This is a genomic window from Reyranella sp., from assembly GCF_004297405.1.
In the GTDB taxonomy this organism is placed as follows: Bacteria; Pseudomonadota; Alphaproteobacteria; order Reyranellales; family Reyranellaceae; genus Reyranella.
The window spans coordinates 62,234-85,482 of record NZ_SCVC01000007.1; the positions used below are offsets into that span (position 1 = coordinate 62,234).

At 65.9% G+C, this 23,249-nt stretch carries 22 protein-coding genes; 13 read left to right on the plus strand and 9 right to left on the minus strand.

The window, feature by feature from the left end; all coding sequences use genetic code 11:
* Entirely contained in the window at nt 1-681 is a 681-nt protein-coding gene (locus EPO50_RS07235) for an ABC transporter ATP-binding protein (protein ID WP_296342451.1), read from the plus strand.
* Nucleotides 678-1,544: a hypothetical protein gene (locus tag EPO50_RS07240; protein WP_296342452.1), complete on the plus strand. Its 867-nt coding sequence runs from the start codon at nt 678-680 to the stop codon at nt 1,542-1,544. Before EPO50_RS07235 ends, EPO50_RS07240 begins: the two co-directional genes overlap by 4 nt.
* Nucleotides 1,545-1,554: 10 nt before the next feature.
* Here the strand turns inward: EPO50_RS07240 and EPO50_RS07245 are convergent, their stop codons facing one another.
* From EPO50_RS07245 to hisA, 3 genes are all read right to left on the minus strand, one after another.
* Nucleotides 1,555-1,938, minus strand: a complete 384-nt coding sequence (locus tag EPO50_RS07245) for a phosphoribosyl-ATP diphosphatase (protein WP_296342454.1) — start codon at nt 1,936-1,938, stop codon at nt 1,555-1,557.
* A gap of 106 nt (nt 1,939-2,044) precedes the next feature.
* Entirely contained in the window at nt 2,045-2,818 is a 774-nt protein-coding gene (gene hisF / locus EPO50_RS07250) for an imidazole glycerol phosphate synthase subunit HisF (RefSeq protein WP_296342456.1), read from the minus strand.
* Between the two features lie 4 nt (nt 2,819-2,822).
* Complete coding sequence (gene hisA / locus EPO50_RS07255; protein ID WP_296342460.1) at nt 2,823-3,551, minus strand: 1-(5-phosphoribosyl)-5-[(5-phosphoribosylamino)methylideneamino]imidazole-4-carboxamide isomerase; 729 nt, start codon at nt 3,549-3,551, stop codon at nt 2,823-2,825.
* Nucleotides 3,552-3,678: 127 nt separating this feature from the next.
* On the opposite strand from hisA, the gene EPO50_RS07260 reads away from it, so the two are divergent.
* Nucleotides 3,679-4,872, plus strand: a complete 1,194-nt coding sequence (locus EPO50_RS07260) for a M20 aminoacylase family protein (protein ID WP_296342462.1) — start codon at nt 3,679-3,681, stop codon at nt 4,870-4,872.
* 3 nt (nt 4,873-4,875) lie between these two features.
* On the opposite strand, the gene EPO50_RS07265 is transcribed toward EPO50_RS07260, so the two are convergent.
* Nucleotides 4,876-5,316, minus strand: a complete 441-nt coding sequence (locus tag EPO50_RS07265; RefSeq protein WP_296342463.1) for a hypothetical protein — start codon at nt 5,314-5,316, stop codon at nt 4,876-4,878.
* Between the two features lie 207 nt (nt 5,317-5,523).
* Here EPO50_RS07265 and EPO50_RS07270 point away from each other — a divergent pair, with 207 nt between their 5' ends.
* The 7 genes from EPO50_RS07270 to rbfA all read left to right on the plus strand — a co-directional run bounded on the left by EPO50_RS07270 (nt 5,524) and on the right by rbfA (nt 14,146).
* Nucleotides 5,524-7,068 (plus strand): acetolactate synthase large subunit, encoded by a 1,545-nt coding sequence (locus EPO50_RS07270; protein WP_296342579.1) that lies wholly within the window; start codon nt 5,524-5,526, stop codon nt 7,066-7,068.
* A 20-nt stretch (nt 7,069-7,088) separates the two neighbouring features.
* A complete protein-coding gene (trmB, locus tag EPO50_RS07275; RefSeq protein WP_296342465.1) occupies nt 7,089-7,817 on the plus strand; it encodes a tRNA (guanosine(46)-N7)-methyltransferase TrmB in 729 nt (242 codons plus the stop codon).
* Nucleotides 7,818-7,865: 48 nt separating this feature from the next.
* Nucleotides 7,866-8,528, plus strand: a complete 663-nt coding sequence (rimP, locus tag EPO50_RS07280) for a ribosome maturation factor RimP (RefSeq protein WP_296342467.1) — start codon at nt 7,866-7,868, stop codon at nt 8,526-8,528.
* Nucleotides 8,529-8,556: 28 nt separating this feature from the next.
* Nucleotides 8,557-10,107 carry a transcription termination factor NusA gene (gene nusA, locus EPO50_RS07285; protein ID WP_296342469.1) on the plus strand — a complete coding sequence of 517 codons (1,551 nt, stop codon included), beginning with the start codon at nt 8,557-8,559 and terminating at the stop codon, nt 10,105-10,107.
* Nucleotides 10,108-10,144: 37 nt separating this feature from the next.
* Nucleotides 10,145-10,735, plus strand: coding sequence for an RNA-binding protein (locus tag EPO50_RS07290; protein WP_296342471.1), 591 nt, complete (start codon nt 10,145-10,147; stop codon nt 10,733-10,735).
* A 32-nt stretch (nt 10,736-10,767) separates the two neighbouring features.
* Nucleotides 10,768-13,590, plus strand: a complete 2,823-nt coding sequence (gene infB / locus EPO50_RS07295) for a translation initiation factor IF-2 (RefSeq protein WP_296342473.1) — start codon at nt 10,768-10,770, stop codon at nt 13,588-13,590.
* Between the two features lie 151 nt (nt 13,591-13,741).
* Nucleotides 13,742-14,146, plus strand: a complete 405-nt coding sequence (gene rbfA / locus EPO50_RS07300; protein WP_296342475.1) for a 30S ribosome-binding factor RbfA — start codon at nt 13,742-13,744, stop codon at nt 14,144-14,146.
* On the opposite strand, the gene EPO50_RS07305 is transcribed toward rbfA, so the two are convergent.
* Nucleotides 14,133-16,355 carry a hypothetical protein gene (locus EPO50_RS07305; protein ID WP_296342477.1) on the minus strand — a complete coding sequence of 741 codons (2,223 nt, stop codon included), beginning with the start codon at nt 16,353-16,355 and terminating at the stop codon, nt 14,133-14,135. The genes rbfA and EPO50_RS07305 overlap by 14 nt on opposite strands.
* A gap of 80 nt (nt 16,356-16,435) precedes the next feature.
* Between EPO50_RS07305 and truB the strand changes: the two genes are divergently transcribed.
* The 3 genes from truB (at nt 16,436) to pnp (ending at nt 19,992) form a co-directional block, all read left to right on the plus strand.
* Complete coding sequence (gene truB, locus EPO50_RS07310) at nt 16,436-17,341, plus strand: tRNA pseudouridine(55) synthase TruB (RefSeq protein ID WP_296342478.1); 906 nt, start codon at nt 16,436-16,438, stop codon at nt 17,339-17,341.
* Nucleotides 17,342-17,358: 17 nt separating this feature from the next.
* Nucleotides 17,359-17,628, plus strand: coding sequence for a 30S ribosomal protein S15 (gene rpsO, locus EPO50_RS07315; RefSeq protein WP_296342480.1), 270 nt, complete (start codon nt 17,359-17,361; stop codon nt 17,626-17,628).
* A gap of 216 nt (nt 17,629-17,844) precedes the next feature.
* Nucleotides 17,845-19,992 (plus strand): polyribonucleotide nucleotidyltransferase, encoded by a 2,148-nt coding sequence (gene pnp, locus EPO50_RS07320; RefSeq protein WP_296342482.1) that lies wholly within the window; start codon nt 17,845-17,847, stop codon nt 19,990-19,992.
* A 66-nt stretch (nt 19,993-20,058) separates the two neighbouring features.
* Here pnp and EPO50_RS07325 read toward each other — a convergent pair whose 3' ends face one another.
* The 4 genes from EPO50_RS07325 to fabA form a co-directional block, all read right to left on the minus strand.
* Nucleotides 20,059-20,502 carry a hypothetical protein gene (locus EPO50_RS07325; protein ID WP_296342483.1) on the minus strand — a complete coding sequence of 148 codons (444 nt, stop codon included), beginning with the start codon at nt 20,500-20,502 and terminating at the stop codon, nt 20,059-20,061.
* A gap of 41 nt (nt 20,503-20,543) precedes the next feature.
* Nucleotides 20,544-21,335, minus strand: coding sequence for an SDR family oxidoreductase (locus tag EPO50_RS07330; RefSeq protein WP_296342581.1), 792 nt, complete (start codon nt 21,333-21,335; stop codon nt 20,544-20,546).
* Nucleotides 21,336-21,456: 121 nt separating this feature from the next.
* Nucleotides 21,457-22,692: a beta-ketoacyl-ACP synthase I gene (gene fabB, locus EPO50_RS07335; protein WP_296342485.1), complete on the minus strand. Its 1,236-nt coding sequence runs from the start codon at nt 22,690-22,692 to the stop codon at nt 21,457-21,459.
* Nucleotides 22,692-23,222 carry a 3-hydroxyacyl-[acyl-carrier-protein] dehydratase FabA gene (gene fabA, locus EPO50_RS07340; protein WP_296342487.1) on the minus strand — a complete coding sequence of 177 codons (531 nt, stop codon included), beginning with the start codon at nt 23,220-23,222 and terminating at the stop codon, nt 22,692-22,694. The genes fabB and fabA overlap by 1 nt, the downstream gene beginning before the upstream one ends.
* Nucleotides 23,223-23,249: the final 27 nt, after the last annotated feature.

A 23,249-nucleotide genomic window follows, 5' to 3' on the forward strand; every position in this document is an offset into this window, starting at 1 on the left:
ATGCTGTCCTGCCTCGGTCTGCGAAAGGATTACGTTACCGAGCGCGGCGCGGTCGCGGCCGTGGCCGGCATCGACCTCCAAGTAGCAGCCGGCCGCTTTGCCGCGATCATCGGCCGTTCGGGGTCGGGCAAGTCGTCGCTGATGGCGATGATCGGCGGCCTCAGCCGGCCATCCGCGGGTAGCGTCGTGGTCAACGGCACAGACATCTGGGACCTGACGGAGAACGAACTCGCGGCCTTCCGCAATCGCCGGATCGGCTACGTCTTCCAGTTCGCGAGCCTCCTGCCGACTTTGCGCCTGATCGACAATGTCGCCCTACCGGCGATGCTGAGCCGGGGCCCGGGCAGGAACGGCGACGCCGGCGACACCTATGCACGCGCCTCGGCCCTCCTGGCGCAGATGGGGCTCGGCGATCACCTCGACGCCTATCCGTCGGAAGTCTCGGCCGGCGAGCAGCGCCGCGCCGTGATCGCACGCGCCCTGATCAACGATCCTGCAATGATCCTGGCCGACGAGCCGACCTCCGATCTCGACGAGCAGACCGAGATCGAGATCATGGACGAGCTGCTCGCAGTCAACCGCGAACGCGGGACGACCCTGATCCTGGTCACGCACAATCTCGCTCTGGCCGAGCAGGCGGAGCAGATCATTCACATCGCCCGCGGCGAGATCGTCGAATGAGCAAGCGGCCGACGACTCCTGCGAAGCCCGCAGAGGCCAACAAGGATGCGTTGATCGCCGACCTGCGCCGCCAGCTTGCCGCTGCCCAGTCCGAGGCTCGGCTGCTGAAGCGCCGGCTGGAGACCGCACGTCCGGCTGATCAGCCTTCGAGCAGGGAGCAGCCGCGCGAATTGCTCGACGAGTTACGCGCTGCCGCGCCGCGCAAGACGGCGGCACCCACGGCAAACGTCGCCGTGAAGCTCGGTCGCCGGCTGGGCTTCTGGCGTTCGCCCATGGTGGTGGGCGTCGCCGCGGTGATGCTGGCGGCCTTCGCGGTCGATGCCGGGGTCGGCTGGTACCAGGCACGCGCCCTGAAGGAAGCCCGTCAGGCGCGACTGCTGCTCGAGAACACCGCGATGCGGTCGCTCTATGTCGAGTTGAAGCGCATCGCCTACGAGCCGGACGGCAAGTCGTTCCGCATGACCCTCTTCCTGCAGAACACCAGTCCGGCCGGCCCTCTCTACGTCATGCTGAACGCCGTCGGTGTCTATGTTCAGTCGGGCATGAACTGGCTGCAGGTGCCCTCACGGCCGGCCGAGGGCGTGACCTGGGGCGTCGTGAAGCTGGTCGACGGCTACTCCTACGACGTCGTCTTCACGCCGGAGGTCGCCAACTGGGCCGAACTGATTCCAGGCTACATGCACGTCCGCATCCAGTCGGACCTTCTGGTCAGCGAAAGGGCGCAGCCGGGCAACGACGTGGTCGAACGTCGCACACCTTTCTATGTTTACCTGAAACCGCATGGCGCCAACGACGAGGACATCAAGGCCAGGTCGCGCATGTCGGGCGTCCCGCCGATTTTCATTCCGATGCCGCCGCACTGACGGCTGCCGATTACTTCTTGCGGCTTGCCTTCTCGGCGATGCCCGACAGGCCCTCGCGGCGCGCCAGCTCGGTCCATACGGCGGCCGGCTTCACGCCGGTCGCTGCCCAAAGGGTCAGCAGGTGATAGAGCATGTCGGCGCTTTCGCCGATCAGCTTGGGCTTGTCGCCGCGGATGCCCTCGATCAACGCTTCGACCGCTTCCTCGCCGAGCTTCTTGGCGATCTGCTGACGGCCGCGGCTGAACAGGCGGGCGGTGTAGGACGTCTCGGGGTCGGCGCCCTTGCGGCTGTCGATCACGACATAGAGGCGGTCGAGCACATGCTCGTCGACGCTCGCGACACCGTCATTGCGCTTGGACTTGGGTGCCTTCTTCGCTTTTTTCTTCTTGGCCATCCGGGGGAGAACTCCGCCGCCCGTTGGAATATGGGCGATCGATTTTTTGCAAACGCCTCGTCGACGAGCGTTCTTGAATCACTAAGACGACAACTTTACGCCAAAATCAGGCCGCGCGCGAGATTTGTCGTACCGGAACGCCCGCTTGCGCGAGATGTTCCTTCGCTTGAGCGATGGTGAACTCGCCGAAGTGAAAGATCGAAGCCGCAAGCACCGCCGAAGCGCCACCGCGAGTCACGCCATCGACCAGATGATCGAGCGTGCCGACACCTCCCGACGCCACGACCGGTACGGGCACGGCATCGGAGACGGCGCGCGTCAGCTCGAGATCGAAGCCGGACTTGGTGCCATCGCGATCCATCGACGTGAGCAGGATTTCGCCGGCGCCGTGCTCGGCCATGCGCCGCGCCCAGTCGACGGCGTCGAGGCCGGTGCCCTTGCGGCCGCCGTGCGTGAAGACTTCCCATTTGCCCGGGCCGACGCTGCGCGCATCGATCGCCACGACGATGCACTGATCGCCGTATTTCTTGGCCGCTTCGCGCACGAACTCCGGCCGCGTCACGGCGGCGGAGTTGATCGAGACCTTGTCGGCGCCAGCTAGTAACAGGCGGCGGATATCCTCGACCTGGCGCACGCCACCGCCCACCGTCAGGGGCATGAAGCACTGTTCTGCGGTGCGGCCGACGACATCGAGGATGGTGTCGCGGTTCTCGTGGCTGGCCGTGATGTCGAGGAAGGTGAGTTCATCGGCGCCAGCGGCATCGTAGACGCGGGCCTGTTCGACCGGATCGCCGGCATCGCGTAAGCCGACGAACTGCACACCCTTCACGACGCGGCCGTCCTTGACGTCGAGGCAGGGGATGATGCGGACCTTCAGCATGCCGCTACTCGCCCTTCAGCACGCGGATGGCGTCGGGCACCGTCACGCGGCCGTCATAGAGCGCGCGGCCGACGATGGCGCCGACGATGCCGAATTCCTCGTTGGGCCTGAGTTCGCGCAGATCGTCGAGCGAGCTGACGCCGCCCGAGGCGATCACCGGCGTGGTGAGATGCTGGGCGAGAGTCACCGTGGCGTCGACATTGACGCCTCCCATGGCGCCGTCACGGTCGATATCGGTGTAGATGATGGTGGCGACGCCGGCGTCTTCGAAGCGCAAGGCGAGGTCGAGGGCGCGCACGGTGCTCTGCCGGGTCCAGCCATCGACAGCCACGACGCCGTCGCGGGCATCGATGCCCACCGCGATCTTGCCGGGCCACTGCTTGCACGCCGCCTTGACGAGCCCAGGCTCCTTCACGGCGACTGTGCCCAGGATCACCCGATGCACGCCGGCCTCGATCCACTGCGCGATGCTCTCGATGGTGCGGATGCCGCCGCCGAGCTGGGTCGGCACCGTCACTTCTTTCAGGATCTCCTGGACCGCGGCGCGGTTCACCGGATGGCCCTCGACGGCACCGTTCAGGTCGACCAGATGCAACCATTCGCAGCCGGCATTGGCGAAGACCTTGGCCTGTGCAGCCGGGCTGTCATTGAACACCGTGGCTCGTGCCATGTCGCCGCGCAGCAGGCGCACACACTTGCCGTCTTTGAGATCGATAGCGGGAAACAGAATCATGGCGGCCGGGGTTTAGCGCGGCGGGCAGGACGGCGCCACCCCTGCGCCCATCCGGCGCGTCGCCGGGCAATGGGTGTTCACGGGGCCCCGACTCCGGCTAGTCTCATCACGCGAAAGGATCCAACACATGACCCGCTTCACCGCCGATCTCCTGGCCGCCGACCAGGCCGACCTCACTGCCATCCGACGCGACATCCATCGCCATCCCGAGACGGCGTTCGAGGAGGAGCGGACTTCGCAGATCGTCGCCGACAAGCTCACCTCCTGGGGCCTCAAGGTGCATCGCGGGCTGGCGACGACGGGAGTCGTCGGCACGCTGAAGGGCAACCGGCCGGGCCAAAAGACGATCGGGCTGCGCGCCGACATGGACGCGCTGCATCTGCAGGAAAAGAACGAGTTCGACTACGCTTCTTCGATTCCCAACAAGATGCATGCCTGCGGCCATGACGGCCACACGACCATGCTGCTGGGCGCCGCCAAGCAGCTCGCGGCCGCGCCGGACTTTGCGGGCACGGTGCACTTCATCTTCCAGCCCGCTGAAGAAGGCCTAGGGGGCGCGCGGGTGATGATCGAGGAAGGCCTGTTCGACAAGTTCCCCTGCGATGTCGTCTACGGCATGCACAACATGCCGGGCTTTCCGGTCGGCCACTTCGCCATCCGTCCCGGTGCGATGCTGGCCTCGTCCGACAGCTGGGAAGTCACGTTCAAGGGCACCGGCGGGCATGGCGCGATGCCCGATCGCGGCACCGATCCAACTTATGTCGCGGCACAGTTCATGGTGGCGATCCAGGGCATCATCGGTCGCAACGTGCCGCCAAGCCAGGCGGCCGTGCTGAGCGTCGGCCATATCGCGGCGGGAACGGCCGGGTCGCCCAACGTCATTCCGTCGGAGGTTCTGGTCAAAGGCACCGCGCGCAGCTTCTCACCAGCCGTTCGCGAGTTGCTGGAGCGTCGCCTTGCGGAAGTCGCTGGGGGCATAGCTCAGGCCGGAGGCTGCGAGGCTATCACCAAGTATTTCCGCCGCTATCCGGCCCTGGTCAACGCGGCCGAGCAGACCTCGATCGCGGTCGAGGCGGCGGCCTTGACCGTCGGTCGCGAGAATGTCGAGCCGAACACGTCACCGATTGCCGGCGCCGAAGACTTCGCCTTCATGCTGGAGAAGAAGCCCGGCGCCTACATCATGATCGGCAACGGTGGCACAGGCGAAGGCGGCTGCCAGAACGTGCATTCGCCGCTCTACGACTTCAACGACAAGATTCTGACGACCGGGGCGGCCTACTGGATGAATCTCGTCCAGCTCGAACTGGGTGATGCCGCTTAGACTTCAGCCGTGGTGGTCGTACGACCACTCCGCTGCGCTTTGCTCCCAGCTCAAGCCGTCGTGCAGATGAACGACGGCATGGCTGTCGGCGCCGAAATCGTAGATCGCCGCGATGTCGTGAGCCGCACCCGTCGCTTCGTCGGTGGCAGGCAGCAACAGCGCGTCGGAAAGATCGCTCAGCGTGACCAGTACGTCCGCGCCGATCGGCGGCAGGGGATCGCCGGCAGTCGAGCCCACCACGCCATCGATGAAGACGGGATCGGGCTCGCCGAACAGCCGGTCGAGCGGCGCGCCATAGGCGGCATCGTCGATGCAAGCTTCCGCCCAGCGCGAGTCAGGCGTCTGGTAGATCGGCAGGTCGCGGCGATCGAATTCGACGAGGTCGGCGCCGACGATGAACGGTGCGTCGATGGCCGAGCTCTCGGAGGGGACCGATTGGCTCATGGGCAAAAAAATCTTTTGTTCTTACGAGTTCAAATGAATGCTCAGATAATCATTCAAGTTTACTGAATAAATCGTTGAGAATAAAGAAAGAACATCTGAGGCATAAATTTCGCAAGCAATTGCAAGCACTTGGGTTCGGCCCGGCTCTGGCCTAGGGTGCCGCCCACTTTTGTGATTTTCAGTCGATTGAGCGTTTCGGGGGACATGATGAACGGAGCAGAGAGTCTGGTTCGGACCTTGGTGAAGGGCGGCGTCGAGGTCTGCTTCGCCAATCCCGGTACCTCGGAAATGCACTTTGTCGGCGCGCTCGATCGCGTCGAAGGCATGCGCTGCGTGCTGGGCCTGTTCGAAGGCGTCTGCAGCGGGGCGGCCGATGGCTACTACCGCATGACCGACAAGCCGGCATCGACCCTGCTGCATCTCGGTCCCGGCCTCGCCAATGCGGCGGCCAACCTGCACAACGCCAAGAAGGCGGGCTCCGGCATCGTCAACATCGTGGGTGAGCATGCGCTCTATCACATCAAGTACGACACGCCGCTCACCGCCGACATTGAAGGCATCGCGCGGCCCTTCTCCCATTGGGTGAAGACTTCGCCGACCTCCAAGACCGTGGCGGCGGATGGCGCCGCGGCGATCCAGGCGGCGCGCGTTGCGCCGGGTCAGATCGCGACCCTGATCCTGCCGGCCGACACGGCCTGGACCGAGGCCGACGGTGTCGCCGAGACGCCCGCGACCCCGGCGCCGCCGGCACCGTCCAGCGAGACGGTCGTGGCGGCCGCCAAGGCGCTGAAGCAGCCCAATGCGATGCTGTTCATCGGTGGCCGGGCGCTACGTGCCCGCGGCCTCGAGCTTGCCGGCAAGATCGCGGCGAAGACGGGCTGCAAAGTGCAGGGTGCAGGTGGCACGGCCCGCATCGAGCGCGGCGCCGGTCGTATTCCGGTCCTGCGTCTGCACTTCGTCGTCGAGAACGCACTGGCCCAGCTCAAGGGCACGAAGCAGATGGTGCTGTGCGGCGCCAAGGCGCCGTTCGCCTTCTTCGCCTATCCCGGCAAGCCCTCGGTTCTGTCGCCCGACGATTGCGAGATCAGCACGCTCTGCCCGGTCGAAGGCGACCCCATCGTCGCGCTCGAAGCGCTGGCGGCGGAGCTCGGCGCGCTGAATGAAAAGCCCGCCGGCATTGCCCAGCCCAGCCGTCCGGAGCGTCCGACCGGCAAGTTCACGCTCGATGGTCTCGGCCAGGCACTTGGCGCCACGATGCCGGAGGGCGCCATCGTCGTCGACGAATCAGTTACGACGGGCCGCGGCTTCTTCCCGTTCAGCGCCGGTGCGCCGCCGCACGACTGGCTGAACAACATGGGTGGCTCGATCGGCTTCGGGGCGCCCGTGGCTGTCGGCGCCGCCGTCGCCTGCCCGGATCGCAAGGTCATCTGCATGATCGGCGACGGCAGCTCGATGTATACAATCCAGTCGCTGTGGACGATGGCGCGCGAGAATCTCGACGTCTGCGTGATGATCTTCTCGAACCGCTCCTACAACATCCTCTATAGCCAGCTTGCCGATGTCGGTGCCGCTAATCCCGGCCCTCGTGCCATCGACATGCTGACTCTCGACCGGCCGACGCTCGACTTCGCGATGATGTCGAAGAGCATGGGCGTGCCGAGTGGCCAGGCGACGAACCTCGAGGAGCTCACCAAGCAGCTCACCTACGCCATGTCGCAGAAGGGCCCGTATCTGATCGACGTGATCATGTAAGGGACGCTGCGGAAGATATCATGGAAGAAGCCCGCCGACGCACGCTGCATGGTCGTCGTCGGGGCAAGAAGCTGCGTGCCGGGCAACAGTCGTTGCTCGATACGCTGCTGCCGCGCCTCGCCCTCGACTTGCCCGCCGAACCGATCGTCACGCCCGAGGCCGATGTCACCGAGAGCGCGGCGAAGATCGACCTTGCGCGCCTCTTTGGCGGCACGCTGCCGGCCGACGGCGTGTGGCTCGAAGTTGGGTTCGGGGCTGGCGAACATCTGGTTTGGCAGGCCGAGCATCATCCGACGGTTGGGCTGATCGGCTGCGAGCCCTTTATCAACGGCGTCGCCAAATGCCTGGCTCATATCGAACGCACGGGCGTCACCAACGTGAGGCTGTTCACCGACGATGCGCGTTTTGTCATGGCAGCGCTGCCGCCGGCATCGCTGTCGCGCGCCTTCGTGCTTTTTCCCGATCCGTGGCCCAAGACGCGCCATCACAAGCGCCGCTTCGTGCAGCGCGACAACCTCGACGTGCTGGCCCGTTTGCTGCGGCCGGGGGCGGAGCTGCGCCTGGCCACTGACGATCCGAGCTATCTGCCCTGGATGGTCGAGCACGCCTGTCTGCACCCGTCGTTCGAGTGGCTGGCCGAGGGGCCGGCGGACTGGCGCGGTCGACCGGAGGATTGGCCCGGCACACGCTACGAGAAAAAAATGTTGGCCGGTCACAAACCGGTGTTCCTGCGACTTCGACGGTGCTGAGGGCAGGCCCACTACATATAGCGGGAACATCCAATTCCCCCATAGGAAGTGCCGGATTTTCTTGCCAGTTGGCGGGGGGAAGACTATATCCGCGCCATCCTCATCGGGTTCGCGGGACGAACCAAACAAAAAGAGTGGGCCAAAAACCCGCTCTTTTCATTTGGCACAACTCCAGCGACCCAAATCGTCGAGAAGCCCAACCGCGTGACCGATCTGCTGCGTCGCATCGAAGACATCGTCGCCCCGACCGTTGTCGGCATGGGCTTCGAGGTGGTTCGTGTCGCCATGAGCCGCGGCGGCACCCTGCAGATCATGATCGAGCCCGCCGACGGCCGGCCGATGGATGTCGAGGACTGTGCCACGCTTTCGCGCGCTCTTTCGGCGGTGCTCGATGTCGAGGATCCGATTTCTGAGGCCTATACGCTCGAGGTGAGCTCACCCGGCATCGACCGGCCGCTCACGCGCCCCAAGGACTACGTCCGCTGGGCCGGCCATCTCGCCCGGATCGAGACGACACTGGCGGTCGAGGGCCGCCGTCGCTTCAAGGGCACGCTGCTCGGACTGGAGGATAGCGTGGTCCGGCTGCGCCTCGATGATGGCAAGGAAGCCGCAGTGCCATTCGACGCGATATCGAAGGCCAAGCTCGAACTGACCGACCGGCTGATCGAAGAACACCGCCTGGCCCACGAAGGGGCCGGGCAGACTCACTGAACGGACTGGGTAGAAGAGGGACATAGACATGGCGACGACTGCCGATATCCCGCGCCTTGAAATGCTGCAGGTGGCCGACATGGTCGCTCGTGAAAAAGGCATCGAGCGCGAGGAAGTGCTCGAGGCGATGGAGCAGGCCATCCAGAAGGCCGGCCGCGCCAAGTACGGGCTCGAGCACGACATCCGCGCCGAGATCGATCGCAAGACCGGTGAGATCAAGCTGCTGCGCTACATGCAGGTCGCCGACCCGATCGAAAACGAGAGCGTGCAGGTGCCGCTCGTGGAGGCCCAGCGCCGCAATCCCGAGGCGCAGGTCGGCGACTTCCTGACCGACGAGCTGCCGCCGATCGACTTCGGCCGCGTCGCCGCGCAGACCGCCAAGCAGGTCATCACCCAGCGCATGCGTGAAAGCGAGCGCAAGCGTCAGTACGAGGAATTCAAGGATCGCGTCGGCGAGATCGTGTCGGGCGTGGTCAAGCGCGTGGACTACGGCAACATCACCGTCGACCTGCAGCGCGCCGAAGGCGTGATCCGCCGCGACGAGACGATCCCGCGCGAGAGCCTGCGCGTGAACGACCGCGTGCGCGCCTATATCTTCGACGTGCGCGAAGAGCCGCGCGGCCCGCAGATCTTTCTGTCGCGCAGCCATCCGCAGTTCATGGCCAAGCTGTTCACCCAGGAAGTGCCGGAAATCTACGACGGCATCATCGAGATCAAGGCCGTCGCCCGCGATCCCGGCAGCCGCGCCAAGATTGCCGTGCTCAGCCACGACAGCTCGATCGATCCGATCGGCGCCTGCGTCGGCATGCGCGGCAGCCGCGTCCAGGCGGTGGTGCAGGAGCTGCAGGGCGAGAAGGTCGACATCATCCCGTGGTCGGGCGACACCGCCAACTTCATCGTCAACGCGCTCGCGCCGGCCGAGGTCAGCAAGGTGCTGATGGACGAAGAGAAGAACAAGACCGAGGTCGTGGTTCCCGACGACCAGCTCAGCCTCGCGATCGGCCGCCGCGGCCAGAACGTGAAGCTCGCCTCGCAGCTCACCGGCTGGGAAATCGACATCATGACCGAGGCCGAAGAGAGCGAGCGCCGCCAGAAGGAAACGCGCGAGCGCACCGAGCTCTTCAAGGCGACGCTCGACGTCGATGACGTCATCGCCCATCTGCTGGTGGCCGAGGGCTATGCCTCGGTCGAGGAAGTGTCCGACGCCGCGGTCGAGGATCTGGCCGGAGTCGAGGGCTTCGACGAGGAGATCGCCACGGAGCTGCAGCGGCGTGGCCGTGAATACATCGAGAAGCGCGACGCCGAGCTGGCGCAGCGCCTCGAGGAGCTGGGCGTTTCCGAGGATGTGCGGTCGGCCGAGGGTCTCACCCTGGCGATGCTGGTCGCGCTGGGCGACGCCGGCGTGAAGACGCTCGACGACCTGGGTGACCTTGCGTCCGACGAACTGCGCGAGATCGTCGGCGAGAGCACCATGGATTCCGAAACGGCGAACGCCATCATCATGAAGGCGCGCGAACACTGGTTCCCGGCTGACGAAGCAGCAGCCCAGGGATCAGCGGGCGACGTCGCAAAGGCCTGAACGAAGGAGACCGACACTCTTGGCACTTGCCCTCACGATGTCTGAACCCCATCTCTCGGTCCGCACCTGCATCGCGACCGGCGAGGAGGCTGCGCCGGAGCGGATGATCCGCTTCGTCGTCGGTCCTGAGGGAGATGCCGTGCCCGATCTGGCGCGGCGTCTGCCGGGGCGTGGTATGTGGGTGCGAGCGGAGCGGGCGGCGCTCGAACGGGTCCTCGCGAAGAACTTGTTCTCGAAGGCCGCACGCGCATCGGTGAAGGCAGCGGCTGATCTGCCCGATCGGGTCGAGCGGTTGCTGCTGGAGCGGGCGCTCGACGATCTCGGCCGTGCGCGTCGTGCCGGCCGTGCGGTCGCAGGCTTCGTGAAGGTCGAACAGATGGTTGGTCAGCGTCGGGCTGGCCTTCTCATTGTGGCCAACGAGGCCGACGGCGACGGACTTGCCAAGCTGCAGGCGACGGGCCTGCCGATCGAGAAGCTGGGCGACGCCGCGTCGCTTGGTGGGATTTTTGGCCGCGAACAAGCGGTCTACGTGGCGGTCGCTCGCGATGATGCGGGTGGCGCCTTCATTCAACGGATTGCGGTCGGGGCGGCGCGGTGGCGCGGGTTCCGATTGAACGGCGCCGGTTGACGGGCCGAGACGGACCAAGGACAACAGCCGACATGACGGAACAGAAAGAAGAGACCAAGTCGACCAAGCCGCTCAGCCTCTCGACGACGGCGCGTACCGGCGCTGCGGCGAAGGCGGACGCGACCCAGGTGCGCCAGAAATTTTCGCACGGTCGCACGCGCGCAGTGACGGTCGAGGTCAAGAAGCCGGTGAAGCGCCCGGTTGGCGCTGCAGCGCCAGTGCCAGCGGCAACGCCGGCACCCGCTGCTGCTGCCCCCACGCCGGCACCCGCAGCGGCAGCCCCTGCTGCGGCAGCTCCCGCACCGGCGCCGCAGGCACCGAAGCCGGCGGCAGTTGCTGCGCCTGCGCCTGCGCCTGCCCCCGCGCCCACTCGCACCCTCAAGATTGGTGGCGCCCCGGCTCCCGCGCCGACGAGTGCTCCGCCGTCGCGCCCGCCCAGCCGCTCCACGATGCCATCACGTCCGACCGGTCGTGATGGTGGCCGTGGCATCGTGCTGCGCACGCTGACCGAGGAAGAGAAGGAAGCGCGCGCTCGCGCCCTGGTCGACGCCAACCGCGACGCGGAAATCGCTCGCCAGCGCGCCGCCGAGGAGGCGGTGCGCCGTGCCGCCGAAGAAGAGGTGCGCAAGAAGGCCGACGAGGAGCACAAAAAGCGCCTCGCCGAGGAAGAGGCGCGCAAGAAGACCGAGGAAGAGGTCAAGCGCAAGGCCGATGCCCAGGTCCAGAAGCGTCTCGACCAGGCCGCTACCGCTCCGCCGCAGGCGCCGATCGCGCGCCAGGCTCAGGAGATCAGGCCGCCGGCTCCGGCTGCCACTCCTGCGGCTCCCTCCGCGCCGATCCGTCGTCCCGTCGGTGCCGCGCCGACCGGTGACGCGCTGCGTCGTCCGCCGCCGCGCCTGCCGATCGTCAACAAGCGTCTGCCGCCGCCGTCGGGCGCTCGTCGAGAGGCGCCGAAGCGCCGCAACGACAAGGTCGACGTTGGCCGCGCCGTCGCGGGCGAGAACGATTTCCGCAGCCGGTCGGTGGCGCAGCAGCGCCGCCGCCTGGAACGCGAGCGCCGCCAGCAGTTCGGCAGCGAGCCGCAGCAGAAGGTCTATCGTGAGGTCACGATTCCCGAGACGATCACCGTCCAGGAACTCGCGGCCCGCATGACCGAGCGGGGCGCTGACGTCATCAAGACGCTGATGCGCATGGGCGTGATGGCGACGATCAATCAGGCGATCGATGCCGACACCGCCGAGCTGGTCGTCACCGAAATGGGTCACCGCTCCAAGCGTGTGGCCGAGGGTGACGTCGAAACCGGCCTGACCGATCTGGTCGACGCCGAAGAGAACATGCTGCCGCGGCCCCCGGTCGTCACGATCATGGGCCATGTCGATCACGGCAAGACCTCGCTGCTCGACGCGCTGCGGGCCACTGACGTGGCGGCGCACGAAGCCGGCGGCATCACGCAGCATATCGGCGCCTACCAGGTGACTCTGCCGTCGCAGCAGAAGATCACCTTCCTCGATACGCCGGGCCACGAGGCCTTCACGGCCATGCGCGCCCGCGGCGCCAAGGTGACGGACATCGTCGTGCTGGTGGTGGCCGGCGACGATGGCGTCATGCCGCAGACCAAGGAAGCGATCGCCCACGCCAAGGCGGCGGGCGTGCCGATCATTGTCGCCATCAACAAGATGGACAAGCCGGGCGCGGATCCGAACCGCGTTCGTACCGAACTGCTGCAGGACGAGATCCAGGTCGAGCAACTGGGCGGCGACGTCCAGTCGATCGAGGTCTCGGCGACCAAGAGGATTAACCTCGACAAGCTCGAGGAAGCGATCCTCCTGCAGTCGGAAGTGCTGGAACTCAAGGCCAACCCCGACCGACCTGCCGACGGTGTCGTGGTCGAAGCCAAGCTCGATCCGGGCCGTGGCTCGGTGGCGACCGTTCTGGTGCAGCGTGGCACGCTGAAGGTCGGCGACATTCTCGTTGCCGGCTCGGTGTGGGGCCGCGTCCGCCGTCTCGTCGACGACCGTGGCAACGCGATCGAGAACGCAGGTCCGGCCTTCCCGGTCGAGATCCTGGGTCTCGACGGCACGCCGCAGGCCGGTGACGAGTTCCATGTCATGGACAGCGAGGCGCGGGCGAGAGAGATCGCCGACTTCCGCGCTCGCCGTGACCGCCAAGCCCAGCTTGCCCGCGCCGCGGGCGGCCGCGGCACCCTCGAGGAGATGATCAAGGGTATCCGCGAGGGCACGGCCAAGGAGCTGCCGGTGCTGATCAAGGCCGACGTGCAGGGCTCGGCGGAGGCGCTGGCCGGTGCGCTGGCGCGGCTGTCGACCGACAAGGTCGCGACCCGCGTGGTCTACAGCGGCGTCGGTGGCATCAGCGAAGCCGACATCACGCTGGCGAAGGCGTCGGGTGCGTTGCTCATCGGTTTCAACGTGCGTGCGAACCCGCAGGCCCGTGAGATCGCCAAGCGCGACAAGATCGACATCCGCTACTACAGCATCATCTACAAGGTCACCGAGGACATTCAGGCTCTGATGGTCGGTCTGCTCGACCCGACCTACAAGGAGACCTTCCTCGGCAACGCCCAGATCCGCGAAGTCTTCCGCATCACCAAGGTCGGCAACGTTGCCGGCTGTATGGTCACGGAAGGCCAGGTCAAGCGCGGCGCCAAGGTTCGCCTGCTGCGCGACAACGTCGTGATCCACGAAGGCACGCTGAAGACGCTGCGCCGCTTCAAGGAGGAAGTCCGCGAAGTTCAGCATGGCTTCGAATGCGGTATGGCGTTCGAGAACTACGACGACATCAAGGTCGGCGATGTGATCGAATGCTTCGACGTCGTGGAAGTTACGCCGACGCTGTAGTCATCCAACCTCCCCCGTCATCGGGGGAGGTGTCGTCGTCTTGCGACGACGGAGGGGTCAAAAGTCGCAAAGGCATTGCGGCCGGTGACCCCTCCGCCCGCTTCGCGGGCACCTCCCCGTTTGAATGGGGAGGAAAAGAAGGAGGAACGCCATGTCCCGGCGTAGCTCATCCGACAAAGACAATCGTGCTCCCGGCCAGCGTCAGCTTCGCGTCGGCGAGGAACTGCGCCATCTGCTGGCGGAGCTGTTTGAGCGCGGCGACATGCGCGACCCCGATCTGCGCGGCGCCTCGATCACGGTGACTGCGGTCGACATTAGCCCCGATCTGCGCAACGCCACCGCCTTCGTCATGCCGCTCGGCGGCCAGGACGAGAAGCGGCTGCTGGCGGCCATGCGCCGGGCAGCGCCCTGGTTCCGTGCCCGGGTCGGCGAGCGCGCCGGCCTGCGCCACGCCCCCGAAATCCGCTTCGAGATCGATCGGACCTTCGACGAAGCCGACAAGATCGGCGCTCTGCTGCGCCGGCCCGACGTCGCGCGCGATATCAAGGACGATTGAGGTAATACTCGTCGCGCGGAAAGAAATCGGTATTGGGTGAGGCCGCAGCCACCACCTGGCCGTTGTTCAGCGGCTCGACCTTCTTGTCCGCGAACCATTTCTGCAGCTCATCGCGATTGATCCGCGCCGCTTTGAGATGGGCGGCGATCTCCGGCTGTGTCAGCAGCGCCAGCACCTTCTCACGCGCGTAGGGAATGGGCCGGTCGCTGCCCATCAGGGCCGGATGCACCATGGTCACGTAGGGAAAGACCGAGCGAAAGGTTTCGATCGAGCGTTCGGTCGGTGCCCATTGGACGTAGATGCCGCCCGGCGCCAGCTTGGAGCGCACCTGACGGAAGAATTCCTGCGAGTTCAGAAGTCCCGAGAGCGCCGTCTTGGGCAGGATCGCGTCGGCTTCGATCACATCGTAGAGGGTCGGGTCGAGAGCCAGCGCATGCCGCCCGTCCGCTACGAGGACCTCGAAGCGTTTGCCGGCCAGCAGTTCGTCGACGCCCGAGCGGCCGCCTTGCGTAAGATAGCTGCGCAGCGTCTCGATGACCGGCGCCACGATTTCGATGACGCGGACCTTCTCGGTCGCGGGATGCAAGCCGGCCGCATAGGGCGTACCGCCAGTGCCCGAACCGATCACCAACACGCGCTTGGGTGCTTCGTGGACCAGCGGGCCGATGGCACCCAGGAAAGCGTGCACCGTGTCGAAGGCCAGGCGGCTTTGCGAATGGCCCTGGATGTAAAGCCGGCCATTTTCACGGTCCGACATCTTCAGCAAGCTGAGACCGGTCTTGTCCTCTGCAACGATGGCCGTTTCGGTCGTGAGCCCGTGCAAGCGCCGCCAGAAGGCATCGCCCCCCGGAAAGAACAGCAGGCCGGCCACCAGCACGGCGGCCGGCAGATAGGCCCAGCGCGTCGCCCGCGGCCCGGCGAGTTGCAGAACGGCGAAGGCGAGCCCGATTGCCACCAGGAGTTTCAAGGTGCCGGCGGTGCCCGCCAGGTCGAGCAACAGAAGCCCCGCCACCAGGCTGCCCATGCTGTTGCCCACGATGTTGGCGAGCTGCACCAGGCCGACGCGGCTGCCCAACCGGTCGAGGTCACGCTGCACGGCCTTCTGCACGACCGGGAAGGAGAAGCCCATGATGAAGGACGCCGGCAACACGACGACGGCGACCAGCAGGACGATCAGCGCAATGTCATCGGCGCGGCCACTCATGATGTCGTGATCGACGAAAGTCGAGGGCAGCAGGCCCACGCCAATGGCGAGGTAGACGAACCAGGCGCCCGCCAAGGCCAGCGCCGTCGCCACGCCCTGCATCAGGAAGAAGAAACGCCGTGGATCGGAAATGCGATCGATCGTGCGTGCGCCGACCAGCAGGCCCGCGGCGTCGCCCAGCAGGAACACGGCGAGCACGAGCGAGAAGCTGTAGCCGTTCGACTGCAGCAACACGCCGATCAGGCGATACCAGACGATCTGCAAGGCCACGATCAGGAAGCCGCTGATGAAGACCAGCAGCGACCAGCGCCAGACGATGCCGTCGCGGCCGATTTCGGCGGTGCTTGTCGTGGCCCTTGAAGGCGCGCCACCCTGCATGTCGAGGCCGCGCGCCAGCAGAAGGCCGCCGGCGGCGACCACGAGATTGAGCGCAGCGGCCAGATAAATGGCCTTGTCGAAGCCCAGGGAGCCGATCAGGAACCAGCCGCCTAGAAAGGCACCGATGCCGGCCCCCAGCGTGTTGAGTCCGTAGAGCCAGCCGATCAGCTTGGCCGACCCGGCGATCTGGCTGACCACGGCCTTGGAGAGAAAGGGCAGGGAGCAACCCATCAGGAAGGTCGGCCACAGCAGGCCGGCGAACACGATGCCGAAGATCACGCCGCGCGAGGCCGATAGCGGCAGGAGTTCGCGATAGATGACGTCGTAGTAGAGCCATGGGCTCAGCACGGCGAAGACGGCGATGCCCACCTCACAGAGCGCGAAGGCGAGCAGCGCGCCATGCCGCGACAGCCGGTCGGCGTAGAGACCGGCCGCGAGGCTGCCGATGCCGAGGCCTAGCAGAAAGGCACCGACCACCAAGGCGGCGGCGATCGTGTCGGCGCCGGCGAACAGGCCCAGCAATCGATGCCAGGCTGTCTGGTAGATCAGGGCTGCAGCGCCTGAGAGAAAGAACAGTCCGAAAAGCGTGGATTGCCGGACGCGATCCGACCGTAGCCCTGATGTCATGCTTGCAGCCTGCCTGAAGCGACGGCTGGCGCGCAACGATTAGTCGGCTTAAACGAGCGCTCCTCGAACGAGGTCATGGGATGGCGCGCAGGCGAAAAGGCGACAAGGTTGATGGATGGGTGGTGCTCGACAAGCCGGTGGGGCTGGGGTCGACACCGGCGGTCAGTCGTGTGCGCCGTCTGTTCGGCGCGCAGAAGGCGGGCCATGGCGGTACCCTCGATCCGCTGGCCAGCGGTGTGCTGCCGATCGCGCTCGGCGAGGCGACCAAGACCGTGCCGTTCGTGATGGATGGCCGAAAGGAATACCGATTCACGCTCCGCTTCGGAGAAGCCCGTTCGACCGAAGACAGCGAAGGCGAAGTCACGGCCACGAGCGAGGTTCGGCCCGAAGACGCGGCGATTGCCGCAGCGCTTCCGGCCTTCCTGGGCGAGATCGAGCAGATGCCGCCGGTCTTCTCGGCCCTCAAAGTCGACGGCCGTCGGGCCTATGATTTGGCCCGGGCGGGTGAGACGGTCGAGCTCAAGCCACGCCGCGTCCTGATCGAGCGCCTGGAATTCCTCGCCCGGCCGGACAGGGACCATGCAGATTTCGTGGTCGGTTGCGGCAAGGGCACCTACATCCGGTCCCTCGGGCGCGACTTGGCACAGGCTCTGGGCACCGTCGGACACCTGTCGATGCTGCGTCGGACCGCCGCCGGACCCTTCCGGGAGGCGGCGGCCATTTCGCTTCCCAAACTGGAGGCCCTCGGGCATATTCCCGCGCTCTTCGGGGCCCTGGCTCCCGTTGCAACCGCGCTGGACGACATCCCGGCGCTGGCCGTGACGGAAGCCCAAGCGGACCGGTTGCGCCAAGGCCAACCTGTACTCTTGACCCGGGACGCACCGCCGTCCGGCGCACTGGTTCGCGCCGAGCTCGGCGACAGGCTCGTGGCACTTGTCCGTTCGGACGGTGTCGCTCTCCAGCCGGTGCGCGTGTTCAACCTTTAAGATTATGGAGATGACCGATGTCGATTACAGCCGCGCGCAAGGCGGAGCTGATCAAGACCTATGCCCAAGCAGAGGGTGATACCGGTTCGCCGGAAGTCCAGGTCGCGATCCTTAGCGAGCGCATTTCCAACCTCACCGAGCACTTCAAGGGCCACGCGAAGGATCACCATTCGCGCCGTGGTCTGCTGAAGCTCGTCGGCCAGCGCCGGCGTCTGCTCGACTACCTCAAGGACAGGGACAACAAGCGCTACGACTCGTTGATCGAGCGCCTGGGTCTCCGCCGTTGAACCTCAGGCCCCGCTCCCCTCTTCCAAAGATGGGGCGGGGCCTTTTCGCGTCGTGTCGTCCGGTCCCCGTGAGTTCGGCCGGCTGACGCGACATCGCAGTAACCGGGAAGGCAGGGGCGAGAGCAAACGTCTATCCCGGTCCTGTCGGCGCAAGGGCGTCGGCGGGCGGTCGTTGCCAAACGGGGGCGAACGGCCGTGATGGAAAGGATGAATGAGATGTTCGAAGTTTTTCGCAAAGAGATCGATTGGGCCGGGCGCAAGCTCGTGCTCGAGACCGGCAAGATCGCGCGTCAGGCCGATGGAGCCGTGATGGCGACCTACGGCGGCACCACGGTGCTGGCCGCTGTCGTGTTCGAGAAGAAGCCGAAGCCTGGCCTCGACTTCTTCCCGCTGACCGTGAACTACCAGGAGAAGGCTTTCGCGGCGGGCAAGATCCCCGGCGGCTTCTTCAAGCGTGAGGGCCGTCCCAGCGAGAAGGAAATCCTGACCTCGCGCCTGATCGATCGCCCGATCCGTCCGCTGTTCCACGAGAGCTATCGCAACGAGACGCTGGTCGTCGTCACGACCTTGGCGCACGACATGGAGAACGATCCCGACATTCTGGCGATGGTCGCCACGTCGGCGGCGCTCACCATCTCGGGCGTGCCCTTCATGGGCCCGATCGGCGCGGCGCGCGTCGGCTATCTCGACGGCAAGTTCGTCGTGAACCCGACCCTGGAGCAGACCGAGGCGAGCTCGCTCGACCTCGTGGTCGCGGGCACCAAGGAAGGCGTGCTGATGGTCGAGTCGGAAGCCAAGGAGCTTTCCGAGGAAGTCATGCTGGGCGCCGTCATGGAAGCCCATCGCTCGTTCCAGCCGGTGATTGATGCGATCATCCAGCTCGCCGAGCATTGCGCCAAGGAGCCGCTGCCGCTCACCGATCCGTCGGAAGCGTCCAAGACCGTGGCCGAGAAGCTGAAGGCCGACATGCGCGGTAAGTTGGTCGAGGCCTTCGCCGAGACCCAGAAGCAGGCTCGTCAGGCCAAGATCAGCGCCGTGAAGACCGAGGCCAAGAAGCTGTTCGAAGGTAACGACGAGGCGCTCGCCGCCTTCGGCGAGCAGTTCGGCAACCTCGAGGCCGACGTGGTGCGTACCGCCATCCTCGACACCGGCAAGCGCATCGACGGTCGTGACACCAAGACCGTCCGTCCGATCGTGGCGGAAGTCGGCGTGCTTCCGCGCGCTCACGGTTCGTCGCTGTTCACCCGCGGCGAGACGCAGGCGCTGGTCGTGGCCACGCTGGGCACCGGCCAGGACGAGCAGATCATCGACGCGCTCGAAGGCGAGTACCGCGAAAACTTCATGCTGCACTACAACTTCCCGCCCTATTCGGTCGGTGAAGTGCGCCGCATGGGGTCGCCCGGCCGCCGCGAGATCGGCCACGGCAAGCTCGCTTGGCGCGCGATCCGCCCGATGCTGCCCGGCAAGGACAAGTTCCCGTACACGATCCGCATCGTGTCGGAGATCACCGAGAGCAACGGCTCTTCGTCGATGGCCTCGGTGTGCGGCGGCTCACTGTCGCTGATGGACGCCGGCGTTCCGATGGAGCGTCCGGTGGCCGGCATCGCCATGGGTCTGATCAAGGAAGGCGAGCGCTTCGCCGTCCTGACGGACATCCTGGGCGACGAGGATCACCTCGGCGACATGGACTTCAAGGTGGCTGGCACCGAGAAGGGTATCACGTCGCTGCAGATGGACATCAAGATCACCTCGATCACCGAGGAGATCATGAAGGTGGCACTCGGCCAGGCGAAGGACGGCCGCATCCACATCCTCGGCGAAATGGCCAAGGGTCTGGGCGGCGCCCGTGACTCGGTCAGCCAGAACGCGCCGCGCATCACACAGTTCACCATTCCGAAGGACAAGATCCGCGAAGTGATCGGCACCGGCGGCAAGGTGATCCGCGAGATCACCGAGACGACCGGCACCAAGATCGACATCGAGGACGATGGCACGATCAAGGTCGCCGCCGTCGACGCCAAGCAGGGCCAGGCCGCGATCGACTGGATCAAGGGCATCGTGGCCGAGCCGGAAGTGGGCGTGATCTACAACGGCAAGGTCGTGAAGACCGTCGAGTTCGGCGCCTTCGTGAACTTCCTGGGCGCCCGTGACGGCCTCGTCCATATCTCGGAGCTGGCGCCACGCCGCGTCGCCAAGGTCACCGACGTCGTCAAGGAAGGTGACCAGGTCAAGGTCAAGGTCCTGGGCGTCGACGACCGCGGCAAGGTCCGCCTCAGCATGAAGGTCGTCGACCAGGAGACGGGCGAGGACATCACGAACAAGCCGCGCGAAGAGGCTCCGGCCGCTCCTGCGGCAGGCGAGTAAGCCCTTTCAACGAAAACGGAAACGGCGGCCCGTATGGGCCGCCGTTTTTGTTTGTGCGTCGATCGATCAATAGGCCGTGAAATCTTTGAAGGGTCGGCGCATGACGAGCGGCATGCTGAAGCTGCCTTCGAATCTGTAGTAGCTCTTCTCGACGTCGCGCGCCCTGCACTCCGTCTCCAACGCCGGGTCGTCGGTACCTGGCGTGGGAAAGCGCACGTTGGCCAGCACGGCCTGGACCAGTTCGGCGTTCTGTTGTGCACTGCTGCCGGCGCCGCGCAGTTTGACGAGCGCGTCCTGAAGCTCGGCATGGACGATGAAATAGGTGAAGGGCGCCATCTCGGTGTTGTGGCGCAGGCAATAGAAGACCAGCGTGCGGTCGGCGGCGTAGGTCTTGGCCGACTCGAGCGCGGCCTGAAAGCTGATGGGCGTCAGCAGCTCGGCCGCAGCGGCACCCGGGAGAGAGCAACAAGCCAGGGCGCCGGCGAGATATCTCGGGAGGATCGGGCGCATGGCCCGATCATAGCACGGTGCGAGAGGCTATTCGGTGCCCGTTACTCGCTGCCGGGCGTCACGCTGCCATCGTGCGGCAGGCCGATGACATGGTAGCCGGCATCGACGAAGTGCACCGTGCCGGTGACGCCCGCGCTCAGGTCCGAGAGCAGGTAGAGCGCCGCGCCGCCCACATCGGTGAGCTCGACATTGCGGCGCAGCGGCGAGGCTTCGCGCGAGACGCGATAAACGTAGCGGGCACCGCCGATCACTGCGCCCGCGAGCGTGCGCATGGGGCCGGCAGAGAGGGCGTTCACCCGCACGCCCTGCGGGCCGAGATCGGCCGCGAGATAGCGGACGCTGGCTTCGAGTGCGGCCTTGGCTACGCCCATCACGTTGTAGGAGGGCATCACGCGCGTGGCGCCCTCATAGGTCAGCGTGATCATGCTGCCGCCTTCATTCATCAGCGGCAGGGCGCGCCGCGCGATATCGGTGAAGGAATAGCAGGAGATGGTGAGGCTGCGCTGGAAGTTGGACTTGGTCGTGTCGACGTAGCGACCCTTCAGCTCCTCCTTGTCGGAGAAGGCGATGGCATGGACCACGAAGTCGAGCCGGCCCCAGTCCTTCTCCAGCGTCTCGAACAGTCGGTCGAGGCTCGCCTCGTCCTCGACATCGGCCTCGACGATGACAGTCGAGCCGAGCTTCTGCACCATGGGCAGCACGCGCTTACCGAAAGCCGCGCCCTGATAGGTGAAGGCGAGTTCGGCGCCGGCGGCATGCAGCGACTGCGCGATGCCCCAGGCGATCGAGCGGTCGTTGGCAACGCCCATGATCAGGCCGCGCTTGCCGGCCATCAGCTTGGGAACGTCAGGCAGCGTCGCGGGCTTGGCGCCTGATGCCGGAGTCGCTGCCGCACCGCTGCCCGAGGCATCGGGCGCGGCGGAGAGGGTCCTTTCGGTGGACATCGGATCCTTCTCAGTGATCGTAGCGGGAGAAGAGCAGGCAGGCGTTGGTGCCGCCGAAGCCGAAGCTGTTCGACAAAACGGTTTGCAGGCCGGCGTTGTCGATGCGCTCGCGGGCGATCGGATAGCCCTCCGCACCAGGGTCGAGGTTTTCGATGTTGGCCGATGCGGCGATGAAGTCTTCCTTCATCATCAGGAGCGAATAGATCGCCTCGTGCGCGCCGGTGGCGCCCTGGCTGTGCCCGGTCAGCGATTTGGTCGAACTGACCGTCGGAAGCTTGTCGCCGAACACCTTGCGGATCGCATCGAGCTCGGTGATGTCGCCGACCGGCGTCGAGGTGCCGTGCGTGTTGATGTAGTCGACCGGCAGGTTGCGCCGGGCACCGCCGTCGAAGCCTTCGAGGGCCAAACGCATGCAGCGCAGTGCGCCTTCACCCGAGGGGGCCACCATATCGGCGCCGTCCGAGGTCGCGCCGTAGCCGATCACTTCGGCGTAGATCTTGGCGCCGCGCGCCTTGGCGACCTCCAGTTCTTCCAGCACGAGGATGCCGCCGCCACCGGCGATGACGAAGCCGTCGCGGTCCTTGTCGTAGGCGCGGCTCGCACGCTGCGGCGTGTCGTTGTACTTCGCCGACATGGCGCCCATGGCGTCGAACAGTACAGACAGGGTCCAGTCGAGCTCTTCGCCGCCACCCGCGAACATGCGGTCGGCCTTGCCGAGCTGGATGCACTCCACGGCATTGCCGATGCAGTGCGCTGACGTCGAGCAGGCGGAGCTGATCGAATAGCTCAGCCCCTTGATCTTGTAGGCAGTCGAGAGGTTCGCCGAGACCGTGCTCGACATGGCGCGCGGCACCTGGAAGGGGCCGACCCGCTTGGGGCCCTTCTCCTTGGCGATGATCGCGGACTGCACGATGGCGCCGGTCGTCGGGCCACCCGAGCCCGCTACCAGGCCGGTCCGTTCGTTGGAAATTTCCGCCTCGCCGAGGCCTGCATCTGCGATCGCCTCCTTCATGGCGAGGTAGGCGTAGGCGCCGCCGTTACCCATGAAGCGCATGAGGCGCCGGTCGACCAGCTCCTCGACATTGAGTTTGAGTGTGCCGGCGATCTGGCTGCGGAAGCCCAGTTCCTTGTACTGCGGGACGAACTCGATACCCGACTTGCCGTCCTTCAACGATTTCGTCACCTCGGCGGCATTGTTGCCGATCGGGGAGACGACGCCGAGGCCGGTGACGACGACGCGCTTCATCAGCCCGCCGCTGCGGCCGGCGCCGCGTCCTGGAACAGGCCGACTTTCAGGCCGCTCACCTCGAAGACCTGCTCGCCGTCGGCATGAACGACACCGTCGCCAATGCCCAGGACCAGCTTTCGCAGGATCACGCGCTTGAGATGCACGTGATAGGTCAGCTTGCGCACCGTGGGGACGATCATGCCCGTGAACTTGACTTCGCCGACGCCCAGCGCCCGGCCACGACCCGGCGCCTTCATCCAGCCGAGGAAGAAGCCCAGCATCTGCCACAGCGCGTCGAGGCCGAGGCACCCCGGCATCACCGGGTCGCCCTTGAAATGGCAGGCGAAGAACCAGAGGTCGGGCTTCACGTCGAGCTCCGCCACGATCTCGCCCTTGCCGTACAGGCCGCCCTTGTCATCGATCTTGACGATACGATCGAACATCAGCATCGGCGGCAGCGGCAGCTGGGCGTTGCCCGGGCCGAAAAGGTGCCCCTTGGCGCACTCGATCAGGTCTTCGAAGGTATAACTATGCTTCTGCTCGCTCACTTTCACCGTCCTGCGGCCACCCCACGC

Coding starts and splice junctions, on each gene's coding strand:
- EPO50_RS07235 (WP_296342451.1), top strand. CDS start 1: ATGCTGTCCTGCCTCGGTCTGCGAAAGGATTACGTTACCGAGCGCGGC.
- EPO50_RS07240 (WP_296342452.1), top strand. CDS start 678: ATGAGCAAGCGGCCGACGACTCCTGCGAAGCCCGCAGAGGCCAACAAG.
- EPO50_RS07245 (WP_296342454.1), bottom strand. CDS start 1,938: ATGGCCAAGAAGAAAAAAGCGAAGAAGGCACCCAAGTCCAAGCGCAAT.
- hisF (WP_296342456.1), bottom strand. CDS start 2,818: ATGCTGAAGGTCCGCATCATCCCCTGCCTCGACGTCAAGGACGGCCGC.
- hisA (WP_296342460.1), bottom strand. CDS start 3,551: ATGATTCTGTTTCCCGCTATCGATCTCAAAGACGGCAAGTGTGTGCGC.
- EPO50_RS07260 (WP_296342462.1), top strand. CDS start 3,679: ATGACCCGCTTCACCGCCGATCTCCTGGCCGCCGACCAGGCCGACCTC.
- EPO50_RS07265 (WP_296342463.1), bottom strand. CDS start 5,316: ATGAGCCAATCGGTCCCCTCCGAGAGCTCGGCCATCGACGCACCGTTC.
- EPO50_RS07270 (WP_296342579.1), top strand. CDS start 5,524: ATGAACGGAGCAGAGAGTCTGGTTCGGACCTTGGTGAAGGGCGGCGTC.
- trmB (WP_296342465.1), top strand. CDS start 7,089: ATGGAAGAAGCCCGCCGACGCACGCTGCATGGTCGTCGTCGGGGCAAG.
- nusA (WP_296342469.1), top strand. CDS start 8,557: ATGGCGACGACTGCCGATATCCCGCGCCTTGAAATGCTGCAGGTGGCC.
- EPO50_RS07290 (WP_296342471.1), top strand. CDS start 10,145: ATGTCTGAACCCCATCTCTCGGTCCGCACCTGCATCGCGACCGGCGAG.
- infB (WP_296342473.1), top strand. CDS start 10,768: ATGACGGAACAGAAAGAAGAGACCAAGTCGACCAAGCCGCTCAGCCTC.
- rbfA (WP_296342475.1), top strand. CDS start 13,742: ATGTCCCGGCGTAGCTCATCCGACAAAGACAATCGTGCTCCCGGCCAG.
- EPO50_RS07305 (WP_296342477.1), bottom strand. CDS start 16,355: ATGACATCAGGGCTACGGTCGGATCGCGTCCGGCAATCCACGCTTTTC.
- truB (WP_296342478.1), top strand. CDS start 16,436: ATGGCGCGCAGGCGAAAAGGCGACAAGGTTGATGGATGGGTGGTGCTC.
- rpsO (WP_296342480.1), top strand. CDS start 17,359: ATGTCGATTACAGCCGCGCGCAAGGCGGAGCTGATCAAGACCTATGCC.
- pnp (WP_296342482.1), top strand. CDS start 17,845: ATGTTCGAAGTTTTTCGCAAAGAGATCGATTGGGCCGGGCGCAAGCTC.
- EPO50_RS07325 (WP_296342483.1), bottom strand. CDS start 20,502: ATGCGCCCGATCCTCCCGAGATATCTCGCCGGCGCCCTGGCTTGTTGC.
- EPO50_RS07330 (WP_296342581.1), bottom strand. CDS start 21,335: ATGGCCGGCAAGCGCGGCCTGATCATGGGCGTTGCCAACGACCGCTCG.
- fabB (WP_296342485.1), bottom strand. CDS start 22,692: ATGAAGCGCGTCGTCGTCACCGGCCTCGGCGTCGTCTCCCCGATCGGC.